This window comes from Sphingopyxis selenitireducens, from assembly GCF_051550705.1.
Taxonomy (GTDB): domain Bacteria; phylum Pseudomonadota; class Alphaproteobacteria; order Sphingomonadales; family Sphingomonadaceae; genus Sphingopyxis.
In genome coordinates, this window is record NZ_JBPULG010000003.1 from 95,032 (window position 1) to 116,734 (window position 21,703).

General features: G+C 65.0%; 23 protein-coding genes. 8 read left to right on the top strand and 15 right to left on the bottom strand.

The window, feature by feature from the left end; genetic code table 11:
* Positions 1 to 99 precede the first annotated feature (99 nt).
* Both ACSYDV_RS10525 and ACSYDV_RS10530 read right to left on the bottom strand, forming a co-directional pair.
* Entirely contained in the window at positions 100 to 477 is a 378-nt protein-coding gene (locus ACSYDV_RS10525) for a VOC family protein (RefSeq protein WP_438323763.1), read from the bottom strand.
* Positions 474 to 908, bottom strand: a complete 435-nt coding sequence (locus ACSYDV_RS10530; protein WP_438323764.1) for a MerC domain-containing protein — start codon at positions 906 to 908, stop codon at positions 474 to 476. The genes ACSYDV_RS10525 and ACSYDV_RS10530 overlap by 4 nt, the downstream gene beginning before the upstream one ends.
* A 148-nt stretch (positions 909 to 1,056) precedes the next feature.
* Between ACSYDV_RS10530 and thrS the strand changes: the two genes are divergently transcribed.
* From thrS to ACSYDV_RS10545, 3 genes are read left to right on the top strand one after another with little or no spacing between them, the layout of a single operon-like run.
* Positions 1,057 to 3,060 (top strand): threonine--tRNA ligase, encoded by a 2,004-nt coding sequence (thrS, locus tag ACSYDV_RS10535; protein ID WP_438323765.1) that lies wholly within the window; start codon positions 1,057 to 1,059, stop codon positions 3,058 to 3,060.
* A gap of 2 nt (positions 3,061 to 3,062) precedes the next feature.
* Positions 3,063 to 3,914 carry a metallophosphoesterase gene (locus ACSYDV_RS10540; protein WP_438324283.1) on the top strand — a complete coding sequence of 284 codons (852 nt, stop codon included), beginning with the start codon at positions 3,063 to 3,065 and terminating at the stop codon, positions 3,912 to 3,914.
* Positions 3,911 to 4,672 (top strand): TSUP family transporter, encoded by a 762-nt coding sequence (locus ACSYDV_RS10545; protein WP_438323766.1) that lies wholly within the window; start codon positions 3,911 to 3,913, stop codon positions 4,670 to 4,672. Before ACSYDV_RS10540 ends, ACSYDV_RS10545 begins: the two co-directional genes overlap by 4 nt.
* 11 nt (positions 4,673 to 4,683) lie before the next feature.
* Here the strand turns inward: ACSYDV_RS10545 and ACSYDV_RS10550 are convergent, their stop codons facing one another.
* The gene (locus ACSYDV_RS10550) at positions 4,684 to 7,185 is read right to left on the bottom strand and encodes an ABC transporter permease (RefSeq protein WP_438323767.1); all 2,502 of its coding nucleotides are present in this window, start codon (positions 7,183 to 7,185) and stop codon (positions 4,684 to 4,686) included.
* Positions 7,185 to 7,883, bottom strand: coding sequence for an ABC transporter ATP-binding protein (locus tag ACSYDV_RS10555; RefSeq protein WP_438323768.1), 699 nt, complete (start codon positions 7,881 to 7,883; stop codon positions 7,185 to 7,187). The genes ACSYDV_RS10550 and ACSYDV_RS10555 overlap by 1 nt, the downstream gene beginning before the upstream one ends.
* An 18-nt stretch (positions 7,884 to 7,901) precedes the next feature.
* Between ACSYDV_RS10555 and ACSYDV_RS10560 the strand changes: the two genes are divergently transcribed.
* The gene (locus tag ACSYDV_RS10560; protein WP_438323769.1) at positions 7,902 to 8,615 is read left to right on the top strand and encodes an arylesterase; all 714 of its coding nucleotides are present in this window, start codon (positions 7,902 to 7,904) and stop codon (positions 8,613 to 8,615) included.
* On the opposite strand, the gene ACSYDV_RS10565 is transcribed toward ACSYDV_RS10560, so the two are convergent.
* From ACSYDV_RS10565 to ACSYDV_RS10585, 5 genes are all read right to left on the bottom strand, one after another.
* On the bottom strand, positions 8,612 to 8,935 hold the full coding sequence (locus tag ACSYDV_RS10565; protein ID WP_438323770.1) for a YnfA family protein: 324 nt from the start codon (positions 8,933 to 8,935) through the stop codon (positions 8,612 to 8,614). The two genes, ACSYDV_RS10560 and ACSYDV_RS10565, sit on opposite strands and share 4 nt — an antisense overlap.
* Before the next feature lie 92 nt (positions 8,936 to 9,027).
* Positions 9,028 to 9,486, bottom strand: coding sequence for an outer membrane protein (locus ACSYDV_RS10570; RefSeq protein WP_438323771.1), 459 nt, complete (start codon positions 9,484 to 9,486; stop codon positions 9,028 to 9,030).
* A 272-nt stretch (positions 9,487 to 9,758) separates the two neighbouring features.
* On the bottom strand, positions 9,759 to 11,006 hold the full coding sequence (gene rlmN, locus ACSYDV_RS10575) for a 23S rRNA (adenine(2503)-C(2))-methyltransferase RlmN (protein WP_497198772.1): 1,248 nt from the start codon (positions 11,004 to 11,006) through the stop codon (positions 9,759 to 9,761).
* Positions 11,007 to 11,084: 78 nt separating this feature from the next.
* Positions 11,085 to 11,426, bottom strand: coding sequence for a hypothetical protein (locus ACSYDV_RS10580; RefSeq protein WP_438323773.1), 342 nt, complete (start codon positions 11,424 to 11,426; stop codon positions 11,085 to 11,087).
* 145 nt (positions 11,427 to 11,571) lie between these two features.
* Positions 11,572 to 12,315, bottom strand: a complete 744-nt coding sequence (locus ACSYDV_RS10585; RefSeq protein WP_438323774.1) for an SDR family oxidoreductase — start codon at positions 12,313 to 12,315, stop codon at positions 11,572 to 11,574.
* Between the two features lie 115 nt (positions 12,316 to 12,430).
* Between ACSYDV_RS10585 and ACSYDV_RS10590 the strand changes: the two genes are divergently transcribed.
* A complete protein-coding gene (locus ACSYDV_RS10590) occupies positions 12,431 to 12,820 on the top strand; it encodes a winged helix-turn-helix transcriptional regulator (protein WP_438323775.1) in 390 nt (129 codons plus the stop codon).
* 55 nt (positions 12,821 to 12,875) lie between these two features.
* Here the strand turns inward: ACSYDV_RS10590 and ACSYDV_RS10595 are convergent, their stop codons facing one another.
* Positions 12,876 to 13,199, bottom strand: coding sequence for a UrcA family protein (locus tag ACSYDV_RS10595; protein ID WP_438323776.1), 324 nt, complete (start codon positions 13,197 to 13,199; stop codon positions 12,876 to 12,878).
* 152 nt (positions 13,200 to 13,351) lie between these two features.
* Here ACSYDV_RS10595 and ACSYDV_RS10600 point away from each other — a divergent pair, with 152 nt between their 5' ends.
* A complete protein-coding gene (locus ACSYDV_RS10600; RefSeq protein WP_438323777.1) occupies positions 13,352 to 14,236 on the top strand; it encodes a LysR family transcriptional regulator in 885 nt (294 codons plus the stop codon).
* 366 nt (positions 14,237 to 14,602) lie between these two features.
* Here the strand turns inward: ACSYDV_RS10600 and ACSYDV_RS10605 are convergent, their stop codons facing one another.
* Positions 14,603 to 15,100 (bottom strand): hypothetical protein, encoded by a 498-nt coding sequence (locus tag ACSYDV_RS10605; protein ID WP_438323778.1) that lies wholly within the window; start codon positions 15,098 to 15,100, stop codon positions 14,603 to 14,605.
* A 170-nt stretch (positions 15,101 to 15,270) separates the two neighbouring features.
* On the opposite strand from ACSYDV_RS10605, the gene dnaN reads away from it, so the two are divergent.
* A complete protein-coding gene (gene dnaN, locus ACSYDV_RS10610; RefSeq protein ID WP_438323779.1) occupies positions 15,271 to 16,386 on the top strand; it encodes a DNA polymerase III subunit beta in 1,116 nt (371 codons plus the stop codon).
* 184 nt (positions 16,387 to 16,570) lie between these two features.
* Here dnaN and ACSYDV_RS10615 read toward each other — a convergent pair whose 3' ends face one another.
* Positions 16,571 to 17,914 (bottom strand): PQQ-dependent sugar dehydrogenase, encoded by a 1,344-nt coding sequence (locus ACSYDV_RS10615; RefSeq protein WP_438323780.1) that lies wholly within the window; start codon positions 17,912 to 17,914, stop codon positions 16,571 to 16,573.
* Positions 17,915 to 18,096: 182 nt separating this feature from the next.
* Between ACSYDV_RS10615 and ACSYDV_RS10620 the strand changes: the two genes are divergently transcribed.
* Positions 18,097 to 18,312: a hypothetical protein gene (locus ACSYDV_RS10620; RefSeq protein ID WP_438323781.1), complete on the top strand. Its 216-nt coding sequence runs from the start codon at positions 18,097 to 18,099 to the stop codon at positions 18,310 to 18,312.
* Positions 18,313 to 18,314: 2 nt separating this feature from the next.
* On the opposite strand, the gene argC is transcribed toward ACSYDV_RS10620, so the two are convergent.
* From argC to ACSYDV_RS10635, 3 genes are all read right to left on the bottom strand, one after another.
* Positions 18,315 to 19,241: an N-acetyl-gamma-glutamyl-phosphate reductase gene (gene argC / locus ACSYDV_RS10625; protein ID WP_438323782.1), complete on the bottom strand. Its 927-nt coding sequence runs from the start codon at positions 19,239 to 19,241 to the stop codon at positions 18,315 to 18,317.
* A 3-nt stretch (positions 19,242 to 19,244) separates the two neighbouring features.
* Positions 19,245 to 20,189 (bottom strand): C40 family peptidase, encoded by a 945-nt coding sequence (locus ACSYDV_RS10630; RefSeq protein ID WP_438323783.1) that lies wholly within the window; start codon positions 20,187 to 20,189, stop codon positions 19,245 to 19,247.
* 75 nt (positions 20,190 to 20,264) lie between these two features.
* Positions 20,265 to 21,677, bottom strand: a complete 1,413-nt coding sequence (locus tag ACSYDV_RS10635; protein ID WP_438323784.1) for a leucyl aminopeptidase family protein — start codon at positions 21,675 to 21,677, stop codon at positions 20,265 to 20,267.
* Positions 21,678 to 21,703 lie beyond the last annotated feature (26 nt).

A 21,703-nucleotide genomic window follows, 5' to 3' on the forward strand; every position in this document is an offset into this window, starting at 1 on the left:
CGGTGGCGATGTGGGGCGCAGCCGACCGGTCATGATGGACGAACCGATCCGGCAGGTGGCCGTGCATTCGCCAGTTGCGGAGGTGCGCGACCCTGAGTCTTAACCCGTCAACCCGCTCGGCCAGCCGATGCGGACCAGCGTTTCGTCCGGGTCCGACATCGCGAACTCATACATTCCCCACGGCTTGTGCGTCGGCGCCTTTTCACGCTCGAGAATATGGTCGCGCATCCGCGCTCCGATCTCCTCGACGCGCGCGGTGTAGAAATAGAGGCCAAAGGGATTTTGTCCCGGCACCAGCCAGCCTTCGGGCGACTCACTGGTCAGGTGGAGCTGCCAGCCCGCGCCATCGCCCAGGATGCGATAGCTGCCATAGTCACCCTCAACCGCCAGTCCCAGCTGTTCGTAAAAGGCTGTGCTGGCGTCCAGATCGCTACACGGCAGGATGGCGGTGATATTATGTCGTGGCTGGTCCGTCATGAGCGCAGACTATCGTGCGCCGTCCGACCGGCCAAGCGATGACGGAGTCGCCAGTTGAGAAGATGTGCGGCGGCAAGGCCGATCGCCCCCGCCGACGTCAGCAGCCGGTCGACCAGCTCGCGGTCCGCCGCCGCGATCCAGCCTTCATGGGCGGCGAGCCCCAATGCCAGCAGGCCCAGTCCCAGCATCGCCAAAACCGCCGGACCCAACCGCCGATGCCGCCGCCATCCATCGGACATCGCGATGAAGGCTGCGGGAAGCGCGAGCAGCAGGATCGCGGCATGTACGCCCTCGGGCAGGGTAAGCCAGTGGCTGAGCGCAGGGGCGAGCAGGATGGCGAGCGGCAGCGCGAGGCAATGGATCAGGCAGGTCAGCGACAGGCCGACTCCCGCAAGGTCGGCGGCGCGCGGGCGGGGGGTGGGGATGCACATGGGATTTCTTTCGCGGGAGGGCGGGGTGATGCCCAGATAATGATACAATGTATCATTGCAAGTCATATTGTGAATCGGGCACTTGCCGCCCCTGTTGCGCGCTGGCAAAGGGGCGGGTGTTTATCCCGCCAGAAAGGCCCCTTTTTCGATGTCCCAGATGATCCGTGTCACCCTTCCCGATGGCTCTGCCCGAGAAGTCGCGCGCGGAACTACCCCGGCGCAGATTGCGGCCGACATCGGACCCGGCCTTGCCAAGGCGGCGCTCGCCGCGAAAATCGACGGCGAACTGCGCGATATCATGCGCCCGCTGGAGGAAGACACCAACCTCGCGCTGGTCACCAGCCGCGACGAGGCCGACGCGCTCGAACTCTTCCGCCACGACTTTGCGCATGTGCTGGCAGAGGCGGTGCAGAACCTGTTTCCGGGCACCCAGATCACCTTCGGCCCGTCGACGGGCGACGGCTTCTACTATGACTTTGCGCCCGCCGCCGAGCGCGGTCCGTTCCGCGACGACGAATTGCCGCTGATCGAGGAAGAGATGCGCCGCATCATCGCCGCCGATCTGCCGCTGACCCGCGAAGTGTGGGAACGCGACAAGCTGATCGCCAAATGGGCGGCCGACGGCGAGAGCTTCAAGGCCGAATGGGCCGCCGAACTGCCCGAGGGCGAGGAGCTCACCGTCTATCGCAGCGGTGACGGCTGGATGGACATGTGCCGCGGCCCGCACCTCGCCTCGACCGGCAAGCTCGACCCCGCGGCGTTTAAGCTGACGCGCGTGTCGGGCGCCTATTGGCGCGGCGACCAGAAGAACGCCCAGCTCAGCCGCATCTATGGCACCGGCTGGCTCAACAAGAAGCAGCTGAATGAGCATCTCGTCCGCCTGGAGGAAGCCGCCAAGCGCGACCACCGCAAGATCGGCCGCGAGATGGACCTGTTTCATCTGCAGGAAGAGGCGCACGGGTCGGTCTTCTGGCACCCCAAGGGTTACCGCATCTACCGCGAGCTGGAGGCCTATATGCGCCGCGCGATCGACGGCGCGGCCTATGACGAGGTCAAGACCCCGCAGGTGATGGATGCGCGCCAGTGGGAGCAATCGGGCCACTGGGGCAAATATCGCGAGAATATGTTCGTCATCCCCGACGAGGTGCCGAATATCGAGGATGAGGGCCCGATCGTCTCCGACGACGCCGAGTGGATGGCGCTCAAGCCGATGAACTGCCCCGCGCACGTCCTGATCTTCCGTCAGGGGACCAAGTCGTACCGCGATCTGCCGCTGCGCATGGCCGAAATGGGCTGCTGCCACCGCAACGAACCGCATGGCGCGCTCCACGGCATCATGCGCGTGCGCCAGTTCACACAGGACGACGGCCATATCTTCTGCCGCGAAGACCAGATCGTCGAGGAAGTGCGCGCTTTCTGCCAGCTCCTCGACCGCGTTTATCGCGAACTCGGCTTCGAAAAATATGCCGTGAAGCTCGCGCTGCGTCCCGAAAAGCGCTTCGGCACCGAAGAAATGTGGGACATGGCCGAGGCCGAACTTCGCGAAGCCGTCGCGCGCGCCGGCATGGCGACCGAGGATTATGGCTGGGAAGAACTGCCCGGCGAGGGCGCTTTCTATGCCCCCAAGCTCGAATTCCACCTGACCGACGCAATCGGCCGGACCTGGCAGTGCGGGACGATCCAGTCCGACCGCGTGATGCCCGAACGCCTCGATGCGAGCTATATCGGCGAGGATGGCGCGCGCCACCGCCCGGTGATGCTCCACCGCGCGATCCTTGGCACCTATGAACGCTTCATCGGCATATTGATCGAGCATTTCGCCGGCCGCTTCCCGACCTGGCTCGCGCCGGTGCAGGCGGTCGTCGCGACGATCGTGTCCGACGCCGACGATTATGCCAGCGATGCTGTGGCTCAGCTGACCGCCGCAGGCATCCGCGCCGAAAGCGACCTTCGCAACGAGAAGATCAATTACAAGGTCCGCGAACACAGCCTGCAAAAAGTCCCTTACTTGCTCGTCGTCGGCAAGCGCGAGGCCGAAGAGGGCACCGTCGCGATCCGCACCCTCGGTCAGGATGGCCAGCGCATCATGCCGCTCGCCGAAGCGATCGCGATGCTGAAGGGCGAAGCGACCCCGCCGGATCTGCGCGATTGAGCGTGAAGCCGCGGCGACGCTGGTTACGCTGGCTGTTGCTGCTGGCGCTCGTCGGCGCCGCGCTTCTCGCCAAAGGCTATTGGAACGCGACGCGCGATCCGGTGATCCGGTCGGCGACGGTCGAGGTGGCGGACTGGCCAGCGGGCCAGCCGCCGCTGCGCGTGCTGCTCTTGTCGGACATTCATGTCGCGGGCCCCGATATGCCGCCCGCGCGGCTGACGCATATCGTCGCAAAGCTCAACGCGCTGCGCCCCGACCTTGTGCTGATCGCGGGCGACCTCGTCAGCGAAAAGCGTAGCGCGACGCACATCTATACCCCTGCCGAAGTGGTGGCGCCGCTCGGCGACCTCCGCGCGCCGCTGGGCGTCGTCGTCGCGCCGGGCAATCACGACCATTGGTTCAAGCCCGATGCGCTGCGCGGCGAGATGGAAAAACACGGACTGCGTGTCCTCCAGAATGAAGCCGTCAAACTGGGCCCGCTGGTCATCGGCGGGGTCGACGATGATTATTCGGGGCATGACGATCTTCCCGCGACGCTCGCGGCAATGGACCGGCTTGGCCCGGCCGTCCCGCTGCTCCTGACCCACAGCCCCGACATCATCCCCGACCTGCCGCGCCCCGTCGCTGCCGTCTTTGCCGGCCATACCCATTGCGGCCAGATCCGCTTCCCCTTCATCGGGGCGATCTCCTATGTCTCGCGCTACGGCGACCGCTTCGCCTGCGGAGACATGAGCGACGGTGGCCAGCGCATCTTCGTCGGCGCCGGGCTCGGGACGAGCATTTTGCCGCTCCGCTTCAACACGCCGCCCGATGCGTGGCTGGTCACTCTCAAAGCAAAGGCCGCTCGCCCATGACCGACTTGTCGCATCTCGTCGGCATCGCCCCGCTGACCCTTGTCGGCGCGGCGGCGATGACCTTTGGCGCCGCCTATGTGCGCGGGCTGACCGGCTTCGGCATGGCGATCATCCTCGTGCCGCTGCTCGGGCTGATCATGGCGCCGGGAGAGGCGGTGGTGCTCGGCATATTGCTGCAACTGCTGATCGGGCCGGTGGGGATCAAGGTCATCATGGCCGACGCCGACCGCGCGACCGCGGTCCCGATCGCGCTGCTCGCGATGGCGACGACGCCGATCGGAATGTTCGCGCTCAATGCCACGACACCCGATCTCGCGCGGATATTGATCACGACGGTTGCGGTTGGGGCCTTTGTCGCGGTGCTGCTGCCGAAACAGGCGGAGGGGCATCAGCCCGGCCGCCTCGCGGTGGGTGGAACCGGGATCGCAGCTGGCATTTTAACCGGCTTCGCCGCGATGCCGGGGCCGCCGGTCGTGCCTTTCTATTTTCGCCGCCATCTGGAGCCACGGGTGACGCGGGCGTCGATGCTGCTGATCTTCTTTGCGACCGCGATCGCGGGTTCGCTCGCGGCGCTTTGGGTCGGCATCGCAACCTGGCGTCTGTTCCTGCTCGCGGTGCTGCTGTTCCCGCCGATGTGGCTCGGCAACCTTGTGGGCGCGCGCCATTTTGGCCGCGTCCCGCCGCATGTGTGGCAGGCGATGGTCGCGGTCGTGCTTGGTATCGCGGCGGTGTCGGCGGTCGTCCGCGCGCTGAACTAAATTCCCTTTTTTTAGAGACTCCGCAAAGCCTGCGCCGGACGCGCCGACAGCAGCGGCCAGCTTCCCGCGATCCCGATCAGGAACGACAGCCCCGCACCGCCCAGCAAGGTCGCGCCGACGATGAACGGGTCAGGGGCGAAGGTGAATTCGAACAGCTGCGTGACGACATACCACGCCCCGGCGAGCCCGAGCCCGAGCGCCAGCACGGCGAGGATGGCTGCCAGCACGGCATATTCCAGCCCCTGCGCGCCCAAAATCTGACCGCGCGTTGCGCCGAGCAGTTTCAGGATGACGCTGTCATAAACGCGCCGCTCACGGCTCGCCGCAATCGCGCCGATCAGCACGGCAATCCCGGCAAGGATCGCGATGCTCGCCGCCGCCGCAATTGCCTGGCTCATCTGGGTGAGCAGGACCGTAATCTGCGACACCACATCGCGCACCGCAATCAGCGAGGCTGAAGGGAAGGCGCGCGGGATGCTGCGCGCCAGTTCGGTTTCGGCCTTGGCCGACACCGCCACCGTCGCGACCATATTATGCGGCGCGGCGTCGAAAGTGCCGGGCGAAAAGACCAGCACATAGTTGAGCCCGAAATTATCCCATTCGACGGTGCGCAGCGATGCGACCTTCGCCTGTACCTCGACCCCCAGCACATTGACCGACAGCGTGTCGCCGATTTTCAGCCCCAGCGAGGTCGCAACCTCCTGCTCGACGCTGACCAGCGGCGGTCCTTTATAATCGGCGGCCCACCAGTTTCCGCCGACCAGCGTGCTACCGTTCGGAAGGACGGGGCTATAGGTCAGTCCGCGGTCGCCGCGCAGCACCCACGCGCCCTCAGGCAGTTCGGCGAGTTCGTCGACGCGCTGCCCGCGAAATTCGGTGACGCTGCCGCGCAGCGCGGGGATCAGATTGACGTCGGCTTGCGGGTCGGCCTTGCGCACCAGCGCGCGGAACGGCGCGACAGCGTCGCGCGGCACGTCGAGGACGAAGAAGCTCGGCGCGCGCTGCGGCACGGTGCGCGAAATTTCGGCGGTGATGCTCGTCTGGATCGCGGCAAGGGTAACGAACAGCGTCAGCCCGAGCCCCAGCGCCACCACCAGCGCGCCCGTGGCCGCGCCGGGACGGTGCAGATTGGCGAGCGCGAGCCGGAACAACGGGCGGCGCGGGCGGGGCAGGCGGCTCGCAGTGCGGCGCACCAGCCAACCCAGACCGACAAGGATGGCGAGCAAGCCGATGGCGGCGCCGATGAAGCTCAGCGCAAACAAGGGCTCACGCGCCGTGCCGACCGCGAGCGCGATGATCGCCGCCAGCGCCGCGCCGACCGCGACGACCGTCGGCCGGTCGATACGCGCAGCGCGGTCGACGGTCGCGCGATAGAGGCCCGCCGCCGGGACATGCTTTGTCGCCGCGAGCGGGGGAAGGGCAAAGGCGATCGCGATCAGCAAGCCATAAGCCGCGCTGACGATCAGCGGCAGTGGATAGATGGCGAGCCCCGGACGCACCGGCAGCACATCGCCGGCAATTGCGCCGATCGCTGCTGGGGCGAGCGCGCCGACGATCAGGCCGGCGGCGATCGAGACCGTGGCAACCGCCAATATCTGCAGGCCATAGATGCGCAGCACCGCGCCGCTGTCGGCGCCAAGCACTTTCAATGTCGCGAGTCCCGGGCGCTTGCCCGCGAGATAGCTTGCGACGCCGTTGCCGACGCCTATCCCCGCGATCACCAGCGCGGCGAGCCCGACGAGCGACAGGAACTGGCCCATGCGTTCGATGAAGCGCCGCGTTCCCGGCGCACCGTTGCTGCTGTCGGTGATGTCCCAGCCCGCGTCAGGGAATTCGGCGGTCAGCGCCTTGCCGACCGCTTCGGGATTGGCGCTGCCGGGCAGGCGGACGCGATATTTGCTCTCATACAGGCTGCCGGGCTGGATCAGCTTCGTTGCGGGCAGATCGGGCAGGCCGATGATTGCGACGGGGCCAAGCGTGAAGCCTTCGCCCAGCCGGTCGGGTTCTTCGGCGATGACGCCATCGATCAGGAAGCTTGTCTCGCCAAACTTCACGCGCTCGCCGACTTTCAGGTCGAGCCGCGAGACGAGGTCCTTGCCGATCCAGATGGCGCCGGGTGGCGGCGGACCTTTGCGCACGCCGCTTTCCAGCCGCATCGTGCCATAGAGCGGGTAGGCGTCGTCGACCGCCTTCAGTTCGGACAGCAAAGCCTCGCCGTCGGGATCGTTCGCCATCGCGCGCAGCCGCACCGTGGCGGAGGGCGTGCCAACGCGGCGGAAGCCGGCCATTTCCTCTGCGGTCGCTTCGCGTTGCGGCAGGCTGAATTCGACGTCGCCGCCAAGGATCGTCTGCCCACGCACCTCGAGTTCGGACGTGATGCCGCGCGTCAGGCTGCCGATTGCGGCGAGCGTCGCGACGCCCAGGAACAGGCAAACCGCAAGCAGGCGCAGGCCCCGGATGCGCGTCGCAAGGTCGCGCCGGGCGATCCGCCAGAGGGTGGCGAGCGGAAGCATTATGCCGCGCGCTCTTCAATTTTCCCGTCGTGCATCACGACAACGCGGTCGCAATGCTCCGCAAGCTCGGGATCATGGGTGATGATCAGCAAGGTCGCACCCAGTGCGGCGCGGCGCGCGAAGATCAGTTCGATGATTGCATGTCCCGTCGCGGTGTCGAGATTGCCCGTCGGTTCGTCGGCAAAGATGATCGCGGGCTCGCTCGCCATCGCGCGTGCAATCGCGACGCGCTGTTGCTCGCCGCCGGACAGTTGCGAGGGATAATGGGTCAGGCGATGGCCAAGGCCCACCGCCTCCAGCTCGGCGGCGGCGCGGCCGAACGGATCGGACAGCCCCGCCAGTTCCAGCGGCACCGCGACATTTTCGAGTGCGGTCATCGTCGGAAGCAAATGAAAGGCTTGCAGGACGATGCCGATCCGGCCGCGCCGCGCGCGCGCCAGATCATCTTCATCCATCGCGGCGAAATCGAGCCCCGCGACGCGGATGCTGCCGCCGTTGGCGCGTTCGAGCCCCGCGAGCACAGCCATCAGCGAGCTTTTTCCGGACCCCGACGGGCCGAGCAGCGCGATCGAGGTTCCGGCCGGAACCTCCAGGTCGACGCCGCGCAATATTTCAACGGGGGCCTTGTCGCTCCCCAAAGTCAGCGTCACATTATGGGCGGCGATCGCCAGTTCTGGCGAAGGTCGGGTGTCGGGCAAGAAAAGGACCCTTTGGAAATGAGAACGGCCGGATGGCGCTCTTACGCTTTATATGGTTGCGCGGCGTTGCTTTGCCAACCGCTAGCCGCGTGCGGATCGGCGGAAAAGCCATCGGCTTCGACCAATGACAAGGCCGAGGCAAAGGCTGTATCCGCGATCCCCGCCGACGCGCCGCTCGTCATCGCTTTCGGCGACAGCCTTTATGCCGGATATAATCTTGGGCCGAAGGAAGGCCTTGTTCCGCAATTGCAGGCGGCTTTGACCGATGACGGCGTCGTCGCGCGCGTCCAGAATGCCGGCGTGTCGGGCGACACCACGGCCGCCGGTCGTCAGCGACTGACCTATGTTCTCGATAATGCGAAGGCAAAGCCCGCGCTTGTCGTGCTGGGGCTCGGTGGCAACGACATGCTGCGCGGCATCGGCCCCGACCAGACGCGCGCCAATCTCGACGCGATGCTGGCCGAACTGAAGAAACGCGAGATTCCGGTGCTGCTCACCGGCATGGTCGCGGCGCCGAACCTCGGCAGCGATTATGCCAGGGCGTTCAATCCGATTTTCCCGGATCTTGCCGGGAAATATGGCGTGAGCTTCTATCCCTTCATCCTCGACAATGTCGTCACCGACAAGGCGTTGATGCTGAGCGATAATATGCACCCCAATGCGAAAGGGGTTGCAGTGGTCGTGGAGGGGCTGGCGCCGCTGGTCGAGCAGGCTTTGCCGAATACGGACTAGCCCCCGCGCGGGCCGAACAGGATGATCGCCGCGCCGCCCAGGCAGACGGCTGCGCCGATCAGGTCCCAACGGTCGGGCTTGGCGCCTTCGACCGCCCACAGCCAGATCAGCGCCGATACGATATAGACGCCGCCATAGGCAGCATAGGTGCGCCCGGCATGTTCGGCATCGACCAGCGTCAGCAACCAGGCAAACAGCGCCAGCGAAGCCATTCCCGGCGCGATCCACCACATGGGTTTGTCGAGCCGCAGCCACGCCCAGAAAGCGAAGCAACCGGCGATTTCGGCAAGCGCGGCGGCGATATAGGCAAAGGCTGTCATGCCACGCTGTTGGCGTCAGCGCGCGCCGAGCGCAAACAAAAAGGGGCGGCCCAACGGACCGCCCCTTCCTGTTTCAGTTTCTGACCGAAGGATCAGAAAGCCATGCCGAGGCCGACAGCAAAGGTGTCGAAATCGCTGAAGTTCTCGATGAACTGGTGGCGATATTCAGCCTTGGCGTAAAGGTTCTGGCCCAGCTTGTGCTGGTAGCCTGCACCGACATAGGGATCGTCGATCTGGCCGAAGGTGTAGCCGCCGTTGACATAGGCCTTGCCGTTGGCGCCGACCTTGGCACCGAGGCGGGCGCCCGACGAGAACTGAACCTTGTAACCATCGGCGAGGACCTTATCGCCAGCGATTTCGGCGCCCGCGAATGCGGTCGAGCCGAGGTCGAAATCATAACCTGCTGCGACACCAGCCGTGGCATCGTCAAGACCGCCGCCGGTGATGTAGCCGCCGCGCACTTCGACGCGAGCTTCGCCTCCATCGGCAGCCAAGGCCGGGGTTGCAACAATGGCCGACAGGAGAGCGGCTGCAACTGCGAATTTTTTCATTTTTTATTCCTTCACTCTGACTTGGCCACGCCCTTTGGGTCGCGGTCCGGCCCCTAAATGGCGTTTGCGCCTGTCGCTTCAATGAATGGATTGTTCAGATTGTGACAATTTTCTTACCTGTGTTAATTTTACAACACAGCATAGGTATGCGCAGCGGAAATCGCCCGGATAACCGGCGCATACGACGGCTCTTCCGGCGGGGCAGGGGCTCGCCGGGGCATGGCTATGGGGTGATGCAGTCCCGCTATTCGCCGGATTTGCGACTCAAAGGATCAGCCGAGCGCTGCCTGTTTTTCCTCGGCGATGCGGTCGAGTTCGGCGCGGGTCGGCTTGGTCGCCGCGCTCTTGAGCTGACCGCACGCAGCCATGATGTCGCGCCCGCGCGGGGTCCGCACCGGCGCCGAAATTCCGGCCTTGAAAATCAGGTTGCTGAACGCCTTGACCCGCTCCGGCGTCGAACATTCGTACATCGCACCGGGCCAGGGGTTGAACGGGATCAGATTGACCTTCGCGTGCAGGCCATATTCGCGGATCAGCCGGACAAGCTCACGCGCATCGTCGTCGCTGTCATTCTTGTCCTTCAGCATCACATATTCGAAGGTGATGCGCCGCGAATTGCCGGCACCCGGATAATCGGCGCACGCCTTCAGCAACTCGTCGATGCCATATTTGCGGTTCAGCGGCACGATCTCGTCGCGCACTTCCTTCGACACAGCATGGAGCGAAACGGCGAGGTTGACGCCAATCTCTTCGCCCGCGCGCGCCATCATCGGCACAACGCCGCTGGTCGACAGGGTGATGCGGCGGCGCGACAGCGCCAGCCCGTCGCCGTCCATGACGATCTTCAGCGCGCCCTTGACCTCGTCGAAATTATACAGCGGCTCGCCCATGCCCATCATCACGATGTTGGTCAGGATGCGGCCGTCGGCAGTATAATTGCCGCCTTCTTCTTCATCATCGCCGTCCTCGGGATCGGGGCCAAAGCCCGCCATCGTGCCCTTGGGCCATTCGCCGAGCTCGTCGCGCGCCAGCATCACCTGTCCGACGATTTCGCCAGCTGCGAGGTTGCGGACAAGGCGCATCGTGCCCGTGTGGCAGAACCGGCAATTGAGCGTGCAGCCGACCTGGCTCGACACGCACAAGGTTCCCCGGTCGGCGTCGGGGATGAAGACCATTTCATATTCCTGGCCGTCGGCGGCGGCGAGCAGCCATTTGCGCGTGCCGTCGTTCGACACCTGTGCTTCGCGCACCGTCGGGCGGCCGATAATGAAACGGTCGGTCAGCCAGGGGCGCATCGTCTTGGCAATGTCGGTCATCGCCTCGAAATCGGTGACCCCGCGGTGATATATCCAGTGCCAGATCTGTTTGGCGCGCAGCTTCGCGGCCTTGGCATCGAGGCCGGCCTCGACCAGCACGCCGCCGATAGCGTCGCGGGTCAGCCCGACAAGGTCGATGCGGTTGCCCCCGCGCAGGGGAACGGTGCCCGTCGTAACGGGGTCGATATGGCCGGGGATCTGCATGATGCCGGCCATATAGTCGCGAAGCGGCTTCAGCGCAATTGCGCGCTGCGTTCAGCCGGTCGGGCCTTTTCGGCGCCCTCAGGCGCCGTGATAGGTTTCCAGCGCGTCTTCCAGTTCCTCGACCGTTCCGACCTGGGTGCGGTCCTCATCGGCGACATGCGGGAAAATCGCATCGAGCCGGCGCCGCAGGGTCGCGTCAAAGGTCGGCTGATTCGAAATGCGGGCATTGCCGACGGTCAATTCCATGCGGATCGCATCCTTGATCCGCTGCAGCGCCGCACCGTCCAATATTCCGGCGTTCAGCAATTCTTCGCACAGCTGGATCAACCCGACGGTCGTTGCGTGCGATCGCAGACCGATGAACTCCAGCGTCCGGTGCTTCTCCCGTGGGCATAGTTCATTCTGGCTGACAATATTCATCTGACAGGCTTCCTTCTCCATCCGTACCAACCGAAGTGACACGCCCATTTCGGGTCTGTCGTCCGTCACATCGGCTTGCCGGGGATCATGAGCCCATATCCACCATCTCGGCAAGTGCCGACATGCTATATCGTCAATTTAGTTGTCAGAGCGCCGCGAGCATCCCCAACACCGCGGCGACATTCCCGTTCGCTTCGGCATGGCGCAGCGGCAGGACGTTCGGCACCAATATTTCCGGGGGCGTCGGCTTCGTCGCGAACAGCGCCATGGCCTCGTCGGCGAAATCATCGAGCGGCATATAACCGTCGCGCGTCGACTGGCCGGGGGTCAGTTCGGTTCGCACCGCGGGCGGCGCCAGCTCGATCACCTCGACCTTGCCTTCCAGCTGGACGCGCAGTGCGACCGTATAGCTGTGCATCGCCGCCTTGCTTGCCGAATAGGTTGGCGCCTTGGGGAAGGGCACGAACGCCAGCCCCGACGTCACATTGACGATCGCGCTGTCCGGCTGCACCGCCAGATGGTCGACCAGCGCGTCGATCAACCGGATCGGGCCCAATATATTCGTGATAACAGTCGCTTCGGCGTCACCGAGGTTGCGCTTCGTACTCGCATCCTCATTGCTCATGATGCCGGCATTGTTGACCACGATATTCAGGTCGGGATGTACCGCGACGACGGCCGTCGAGAAGGCGGTAATCGCCGCCGCATCGGTGATGTCGAGCACCATCATGTGCATGTTGGCGCGTCCCGCGATCGCTGCCTCCAGCTTCGCGCTATTGCGCCCGGTGATGATGACTCTGTTGCCGGCGTCGTGCCAGCGCTGCGCAAGGGCGAGTCCGATACCCGATCCGCCGCCGCTGACGAGGATAGTGTTGCCTGTCGTCTTCATGCTCTTCGTCCTTGAAAGGTTGATGACAAGGCCTGGATATCCCAATACTCTCCAAATGAAAGAAGGCACCAAAAAGTGCCATGATTACCTAATGGAGAGAATTGGATTTTCCGCCATGCCGACCGCCGAAAAAAATGCGCACCATCCCGCAGAATCGCTCGACCCGCGCGTCGAGGCGCTGGTCAACGCGCTGATCGGCCGAGTCGCCGACAAATGGACGATGCTTCTTCTGGAGGTGCTGGAGGAACATGGCGAATGCCGCTTCACCCGCCTCGCGCAACTCGTCCCCGGCATCAGTCAAAAGATGCTGACGCAGACTTTGAGAGCGATGGAGCGGGACGGCCTTGTCCATCGCACCGTCCACCCGGTCATCCCGCCCAAGGTCGAATATCGGCTGACCGAATTGGGGAAGGGGCTTGGCGAGGCGTTCTGCGGCGTATGGCTTTGGGCGGAGGCGAATCTGGAGAAGGTGGAGGCGGCGCGGACAGCCTTCGACGGACGCTAGGCCGCGTCCCCGGTCGGGGACGCGGTTCTGGTCACCTGCCCGGCATTCCGGGTGGTCATTTCTGGATCGAACTGACGCGGATCGGCTGATCGCGGGTCGCATCGGCAATCACCAATTGGGCCTGGGCCGATCCGATGCGCCGGGTTTCGCTCCGGCAATGGCGAATATCATTCTTGCCTTCCAGATCGAATTCCGACGTCGTTCCGCACACCGCGACGGCGGCGCGCCATATCCGGCGGTCGAGCGTCCGGGCACCGGCCTCGGTCCGCAGGTCGAGGTCTTTATGCTGTACGATCACGCTCGGATTAGCGGGCTGGGCAAATGCTGGCTGGCCAAAGGACGCGGCAGTCAGGGCGGCGAGGATCAGAAGCTTTTTCATCTTGTGTCTCCATCGGCCGGCTCATGAGGAGGGGAGGAAGCCGGTGACACAGCAGATAAGCGATCGCCCGATGCGAAAGGAGCAACGATGTTGCCGGGCCATTCTGCAAAATTGCAGAATGAGCCGGGGGCGATTATGACGCACAAGACGCCATGTACGACTGGAACGACCTCAAAGCCTTTCTCGCGGTGGCGGAGACAGGTAGCACGCTGTCCGCAGCGCAGAGCCTGCGCGTCAGCCAGACGACGGTCGCGCGCCGCGTTGCCGCGCTCGAGCAAGCCACCGGCCTCAACCTCTTCGAACGGCGACAGGCAGGCTATGCGCTGACCCCGGTGGGTGAGGCGATGCTGGCGAGCGCCGTCGCGGTTCGCGATGCCGCCGATCGCTTCGGCGAAGCGGCGGGTGCGCGGTCGCGTGACGCGGGCGGCACGGTCAGCCTGACGGCGATGGAAATTTTCGCGGTGACGATCCTGCCGCCGATCCTGCGCGATTTGCGGGCTGCGCATCCGGGCATTCATATCCACCTCGACACGTCGGACGAGCCGCGCGATCTCGCGTCCGGCGCGGCCGACATTGCGATCCGCAGCAGCAAGCAGCCCGCCGGTGCGGGCCTCGTCGGGCGGCGTATCGCCGACAACCCCTGGACCCTCTATTGCAGCCGCGACTATGCCGACCGGCACGGCATCCCGCACAGCCGCGCCGAACTCGCCGCCCACCCCTTTATCGGCGGCGGCGGCGGGGTCTGGGAGCCGTACCAAGCGTGGCTGCGGCAATATGGGCTCGAGGCATCGGTGGTGATGCAATATGACAGCGGAACCGGCCTTCTCGCGGGCGTCCGCTCGGGGATGGGCCTCACCATCCTGCCCGCCTTCATCGCCGACCGCGAACCAGACCTCATCCGCTGCATTCCGCCCAAAAGCGAAGACACCACCGGCCTCTGGCTCCTCACCCACGAACGGCTGCGCCATGTCCCCCGCGTCCGCCTCGTCCTCGACTTCCTCGCGGCCGAACTGACGAAGCTCGCGCGGGAAAAGTAACAACGGCGGTGATCGGGGCAGGGCCGGCGGAAATCGCTTTCCTACATTATTCGGCTGTTTTAGCTTTCGCGGCGATGACGCACGGCGGCCCTTTTCCACTCACTCTCGCAACGGACACGGCGGGCATCGGCGCGGAAGGAATATGCGATTCCAGAGTGAAATTGCGCAGTTTCCCGTCGCTTGTCGTGTATTTCCCTCCTCGTCACCCCGGGCTTGACCCGGGGCCTGCCTTTTCTGGTGGCATGCAGCCCGCAAGAGCAGGCGGGTCCCGGGTCAAGCCCGGGATGACGGACCGGGAAACGTGGTGCGTGGCATCGCGATTCATGAATGAAGTTACGCCGAATTCCGCCACTTTTCGAAACGGCCTCAGCGGATCGAAGCGCACCCCAGCGCCGCCGCGTCGATCGCCGTCGCCGCGCCGCGCAGGCGATAGGTGTCGGTGATCGCGCCGCCGGTCGGCGTGCCGCTCCGGACGCTCATGCTCGGGGCCGACCGCATCGCGGCGATGATTGCGGCGTCCATCCGCGCGTCGCTCGCCCAGCCGTGCGCGCCATTGCCGGTCAGGATGAAGCGGCGGTCGCCGATCGTCAGGCGCAATTCGCGATCCGGCGCGCGCGCCTTCGACAGGCGGACGTAAAACTGCCCGCGAATGCGCGCTTTGGGCCAGGTTCCGACGCTGGCATAGGCTTTGATCTGCGGCGTCCCGATCGTTGCGGCGGGGGCGGCGATCGCATAGCAGCGCGGGGTCGCCGGATCGCGAAAAGCGCCCCAGCTGCCGAAAATGCCAAGCGCTGTCGGCGATGCGGCAAGCGCCGCGACCGGAAGGGCTGCCAAAAGGGCGAAAAAGGGCAGGGCGCGCCGCATCGCGCCTCGTTCGCGCGAATGGGGATGCTTTGCAAGCATGGCTTGCACGGCGCGACGTGTACGTTAAGGAAGGTGGACATTTTCAGGGGCCGGGAATCGGGGCGCGAATCGCCTCCGATGCCTGCCCTCTCAGGGATTTCTCCCGCGAAACACAGGGATGGCGGATTAGAATGAAAGCGACGATCGAACGCGCAGTGTTGTTGAAGAGCCTCGGCCACGTCCAGTCGGTGGTCGAACGGCGCAATACCATTCCCATTCTCTCGAACGTCCTCATCGAAGCCGATGCATCGGGCCAGCTCAAATTGATGGCGACCGATCTCGACCTGCAGGTCGTCGAAACCATCGCGGCCAAGGTCGAAACGCCGGGCACGACCACCGTGTCCGCTCACACCCTTTTTGAAATCGCCCGCAAGCTGCCCGAGGGCGCCGAGGTCAGCCTCGCCGCTGCCGAGGGCAAGATGCAGGTCAAGGCGGGCCGCTCGAACTTCAATCTGCCGACCTTGCCGCGCGACGACTTCCCGGTGATCGCCGAGGGCGACCTGCCGACCAATTTCGAACTGCCGGTCGCCGAACTGATCCAGATCATCGACAAGACGCGCTTCGCCATCTCGACCGAGGAAACGCGTTATTATCTCAACGGAATCTTCCTGCACGTCGCCGAGGACGCATCGGGTCCGGTGCTGAAGGCTGCGGCGACCGACGGCCACCGCCTCGCCCGCTATACCGTCACCCGTCCCGAAGGCGCGTCGTCGATGCCCGACGTCATCGTCCCGCGCAAATGCGTCGCCGAAATCCGCAAGCTGCTCGACGAGGCCGAAGGCAATGTCGAAATCAGCCTGTCGGCTAGCAAGATTCGCTTCCAGCTCGGCAACGCGATCCTGACGTCGAAGCTGATCGACGGGACCTTCCCCGATTACAGCCGCGTCATCCCGACCGCGAACGACAAACTGCTCAAGGTCGATCCGAAAAGCCTGTTCCAGGGCGTCGACCGCGTATCGACGATCGCCAGCGAAAAGACCCGCGCGGTCAAGGTCGGCCTCGACAAGGACCGGATCACCCTGTCGGTGACCAGCCCCGAAAACGGCACCGCCGCCGAAGAAGTTGCCGCTGCCTATGACAGCGAGGCGATGGAGATCGGTTTCAACGCGCGTTACCTCAGCGACATTCTCGGCCAGGTCGATGGCGACACGGTCGAACTGCACCTCGCCGACGCCAACGCCCCGACGCTGATCCGCGAGAGCGAAAAGAGCCCGGCGCTGTACGTGCTGATGCCGATGCGCGTGTAGGCAATATCCTTCTCCCTTGATGGGAGAAGGATAAGAAGCCTTATGCCAAAGGCATTAGGCGGAGTTGGATGAGGGTGATGGCGCGTCATGCCGCCATCGTTCCGGACGAGAGCGCACGCTCCCTCCCGCTGCAGCCAACGAACCAGTCAGCCAGTTTCATTGCCTCCCCATCAAGGGGAGGGGATTAATTGGCCTTCGCAACCCGCCAGATGACGCCGCCGGTATCGTCGGCGACCAGCGCACTGCCGTCCTTTGCGACCTTCACATCGGCCGGGCGGCCGCGCGTGGTCTTGCCGTCCTTGGACAGGAACTCGTCGAGCAGCGTGACGGGCAGTGCATCGACCGGCCGGCCGCCGGCGCCGAACTTGACGAAGACGACGCTGTAACCCGCGACGGGTTCGCGGTTCCACGAACCGTGCAGCGCGACCAGTGCGCCATTCGCCCAGCGCTCGCCGATGTCGAGGCCTTGGGTGAAGGTCATGCCCAGCGGCGCGGTATGCGCCCCCAGCCCATATTTGGGGCGCTTGACATATTGGCGGCGATCTTCGGCCTCGGGCTCGACGCGGGGGTCGATGACGCCGCCCCAATAATACCAGGGCCAGCCATAGAAATCGCCCTCGGTCACATCGGTCAGATAGTCGGGAACCAGATCGCTGCCCAGCATGTCGCGTTCGTTGACGACGGTCCACAGCCGGCCGCCGTCGGGATAGAAGCCCAGCCCGACGGGGTTGCGAATGCCCGCGGCAAAGGTCCGCACATATTTTTGTTCGGGCCGCACTTCCAATATGCTGGCGCGGCGGACCTCATGGCCCATGCCCTTTTCGCCGATATTCGAATCGGCGCCGACCCCGATGTAGAGCCAGCCATTGGGCGCGGCGGCAAGGCTTTTGGTCCAATGGCGGTTGGTGCCCTTCGCGGGCAGGTCGACGATCTTTTCGGCCTTGCCGCTCATCTTCGTCTCGCCCGCCACATAGGGAAAGGCGAGCAGCGCGTCGGTGTTGGCGACGTAAAGCGTCGTGCCGACCAGCGCCATGCCATAGGGTGAGTTGAGGCCGGTGAGATAGGCGGTCTTGACCTCCGCCTTGCCGTCGCCGTCGGCGTCGCGGAGCAGGGTGATGCGGTTGGCTGACGGACGGCGGCCCGTGCCGCCCTTGCTCATCAGATTGCCCATGATCTTGCCCTCGACCCCCGATGTGTCGCGCGGCGGGCTCTGCGCCTCGGCAACCAGCACGTCGCCATTGGGCAGCACGAGCATGTTGCGAGGATGATCGAGCCCTTCGGCAAAGCGGGCGACCGCCAGCCCCTCGGCGGCGCGCGGCGCCTGTCCTGCGGGCCAGCTCGTCGCCTCTGGCACGTTGATCGTCGGAAAGACCTCGGTGCGCTGCGACGCCATCACCGGCACGCGGCCGCTGAGTTCGGCGGTCGAGAAGCGCGCGACGTCGGGCCGCGACATGACATAAAGCGTGACGCCCCCCGCAACGGCGATCGGCAACAGGGCGAGGGCGGTATATTTCAGGATCTTGCGCATGATCCCTGTCTACACGGCGATGGCGCGGCGGCAAAGAGGCGAAACATGCGCGGCAGCTGTCGGAGGACGGTAAATGTTGGCGTCGCCCTAATTAACCTTACCCATTTGTTCATTATGGTTGGGAACGGGGCGGTGAGGGCAGGGGGCTAGAGGACAGGTTCGAAGCAACGCACCGGGACGTCATGGAACTGTCAGCACCCTTTCTTGCCGACCGCGCAGCGGTTGACGATGCTCATATGCTGATCGACCAGCATGGTGAGGAAGCCGGCTTCGCCGCCGCCGCCCGCGCCGAACAATATCGCGTGCTCGGCAACCATGTGCATTTCGCCCGCTGGCGTCAGATCGAACGGTTGATCACCTATTTGTCGATCGATACCGCGCTCGACACGGTGCACTGAACTCAGAGCTGCAGGCCCGCCGTTTCGGGCAATCCCGCCATGATATTCAGATTCTGGACGCAGGCGCCGCTTGCCCCCTTGCCCAGATTGTCGAGCCGCGCGACGAGGCGCGCCTGACCGCCGGTGGCGTCACCGAATACGAACAGTTCCAGCAGGTCGCTGCCCGCGCCGGATGCGCGTAGCAGCATTTCGCCGTCGGCGGGCGGTTCGCCCATGACCACGACGGGGCTGCCGGCATAAAATTCGGCGAGCGCGTCGCGAAGCGCGTCCGGCGACGCCGCGCCCGACATGGCGCCCAGATGGAGCGGAATTTCGACCACCATCCCGCGATGTGCGGCAACGACGGCGGGTGAGAAAAGCGGCGCAATCGTCAAGCCACAGCGTGCCTGCATCTCGGGCACATGCTTGTGACCCAGTTGCAGCGCATAGCCACGCCAGGCGATGTCGCGGTCATCCTCGAAGCGTTCGATCAGCGCCTTGCCGCCGCCTGAATAGCCGCTGACCGCGTGGCAAATATAGGGCCAGTCGGCGGGGAGCAGGCCTGCCTGGACGAGCGGCGCGACCAGCGCGATGAAACCGGTCGAATAGCAGCCGGGATTCGACACGCGCTTCGCTTCGGCGACGGCCGCATGCCCGCTGACCTCGGGAAAGCCATAGATCCAGCCCGGCGCGACACGATGCGCGGTCGAGGCATCGATGACGCGCGTGCGGTCGTTGTCGATCATCGCAACCGCGTCGATCGCGGCGGCATCGGGCAGACAGAGGATAACGAAATCGGCTTCGTTCAGCGCTTCGCGCCGCGCGGCGGCATCCTTGCGACGCGCTTCGTCAAGCGTGATGAGGGCGAACTCACTCCGGCCGGACAGCCGTTCGGCGATTTCCAGGCCCGTCGTTCCCGCCGCGCCGTCGATGAACACATTATTGGTCATGGGTTATTTCAGTCGTTTATAGCCGGAAACCGGCGGATCATGGTCCTTCGCCGCCGACCGTGCGATCACGTCGGCGAGCGGTTCGGTTTTGACCGCCATCCATCGTCGGCTTGCATGAATGATATTCCGGTCATCGGCCATGATGCCGACATGGCCGGGGAAAAAGACCAGATCACCGCGCGCGAGATCGGCCGGTGCGACATCCTTGTCGGCAGCCAGCGATGCAAGCTGCAAATCGCTGTCGCGCGGCAGCTGGATCCCTGCGGCGCCCCACGCCAGCTGGACGAGCCCCGAGCAATCTATACCCTTTGCGGTGCGGCCGCCCCAGACGTAAGGTGCGCCGATCATCTCTTCGGCGAGCGCGGCAGGGTCGACGTGCCGTGTCCCGACTTCGGCCATTGCGGCGAGCGGCAGGAAGCCGTGCGCGGTCGCGAGCCATTCGCCCTGTTCCTCGCCCATCACCTGCGCGCCGCGTGGCAGGACCCCGGGACCGCCGCTCGCGGCGTCGGGGGCGCTGTGCAGCATCGCCTCGATCATGCCGACCCGGTGGGTCGGTGCGATCGGCGTGCCGAGCGCGTCGGCGGCGAGATAGCCGACATAATGATCCGCCAGGCAATAACCCCATGCCCAACCGCCCGTCAGGTCGAGCAGCGCAAAGCCCTCGCCGAACAACAGTTCGCTCGTCTGCTCGGCCTGAAGCGACGGCTCGGCGCGCAATGAAGCGGCGGGCAGCACACCGCTGCGCATCATCGGCGCGGCATAATGCGGCGCGAAATGCTGGCCGGCGACGGCAATATCGGCAAGGTCGGGGCGGATTGCGACGATGCGCGGATCATAGGACTGCGACGTGCCGGTCAGCCCGAAGCGGCCGCGGCCAGCGCCCGCCGTACCGGGGCGCCCCATACGCACGCGGCTCGCCGCTGAATGTTCGCCTGTCTCCGCTGTCACTTGCCGTCCTGTAAATGCCGGTGGTCCGCCGCTGACGGATAATCGCGCGCCATTAGACCAGCAGGCGGCGCTTTATCAAGACGCTTCACTTCGGCCGCGGCGGTCATAGCGTGCCTGCAGCATCGCCCACGCCGCGCGCAGTCCCAGCGCCGCGCCGCCCTTAGGCCGTCCCGGTTTCGCCGAAGGGCGCCAGGCAAAGGTGTCGAAATGCGCCCAGGGCGTGCCCTCGGGAATAAAACGCTTGAGGAACAGGGCTGCCGTGATCGACCCCGCGAAGGGCGAGCTACCGGCATTGCCAAGGTCGGCAATGTCGGTTTCAAGCAGGTCGGAATAGCCGTCCCACAGCGGCATCCGCCACAGCGGGTCGTCGCGTTCGGTCCCTCCCGCGAGCATGTCGGCGGCGAGTGCATCGTCATTGGCAAAAAGCGCGGGCAGGTCAGGGCCGAGCGCCGTGCGCGCCGCCCCGGTCAGCGTTGCGAAATCGACGATCAGTTCGGGCTTGTCCTCGCCCGCCTTCGCCAGCGCGTCGCCCAGCACCAGCCGGCCTTCGGCGTCGGTGTTGCCGATTTCGACCGTCAGGCCGAGGCGGCTGTGGAGTACATCGCCGGGGCGAAAGGCATCGGACGAAATGGCATTTTCGGCGGCCGCAACCAGGCAGTGGAGGCGGATCGGCAGTCCCGATGCCATAATCAGTTCGGCGAGCGCGAGGACATGCGCGGCGCCGCCCATATCCTTTTTCATCAGCCGCATGCCCGACGCGGGCTTGATGTCGAGCCCGCCGCTGTCGAAGCTGATCCCCTTGCCGACGAGCGCAACGCGGGGATGATCGTCCTTGCCCCAGACGATCTCGATCAGGCGCGGGGCATGATGTTTCGCCGCCGCACGCCCGACCGCGTGGATCATGGGATAGCCCTGTTCCAGCGCTTCGCCCTTGGTCACGCTCAGCTTGCCGCCATGCGCCTTGGCGATGCGTTCGGCTTCCTTTTCGATGGCCGCCGGTCCCATGTCGGCAGCCGGTGTGTTGACGAGGTCGCGAACGAGCGCAACCGCGCGCATCTCCGCCACCGTCGGCGCGATCGCGCCGACGTCGCTAGTCAGCAGGACGCGAGGACCTTTGATGCTGGTTTTCGATCGATAACGGTCGAAACGATATTGCGCGCTCATCCATCCGAACAGGGCCTTGCCCGGCTGACGATCTTCGAGGCGATAGCGACCCTCGGGAAGAATTTGACCCAGCTTGGCGAGGCACCATGCGGACAGTTCATCGACCTTGGCGACCGTCGTGACGACCGCCCATTTTTCGGGGTCGTCGCCCGGCAGGATCGCATGGACATAGGCATCGGGTTTGAAACCGACCGCAGCAAGGTGGGCGCGCTCGCGGGCGCTACGGCTCTTCAGCCATTCGTCATAGCTTTGCGTGTCGACGAGATGGATGGTGCGGGCGTCCTGCCCCTTGTCGGGCTGAATCATGTCGGAATAGTCGATCATGATTTTCTGCTAGGCCTGCCGGGAAA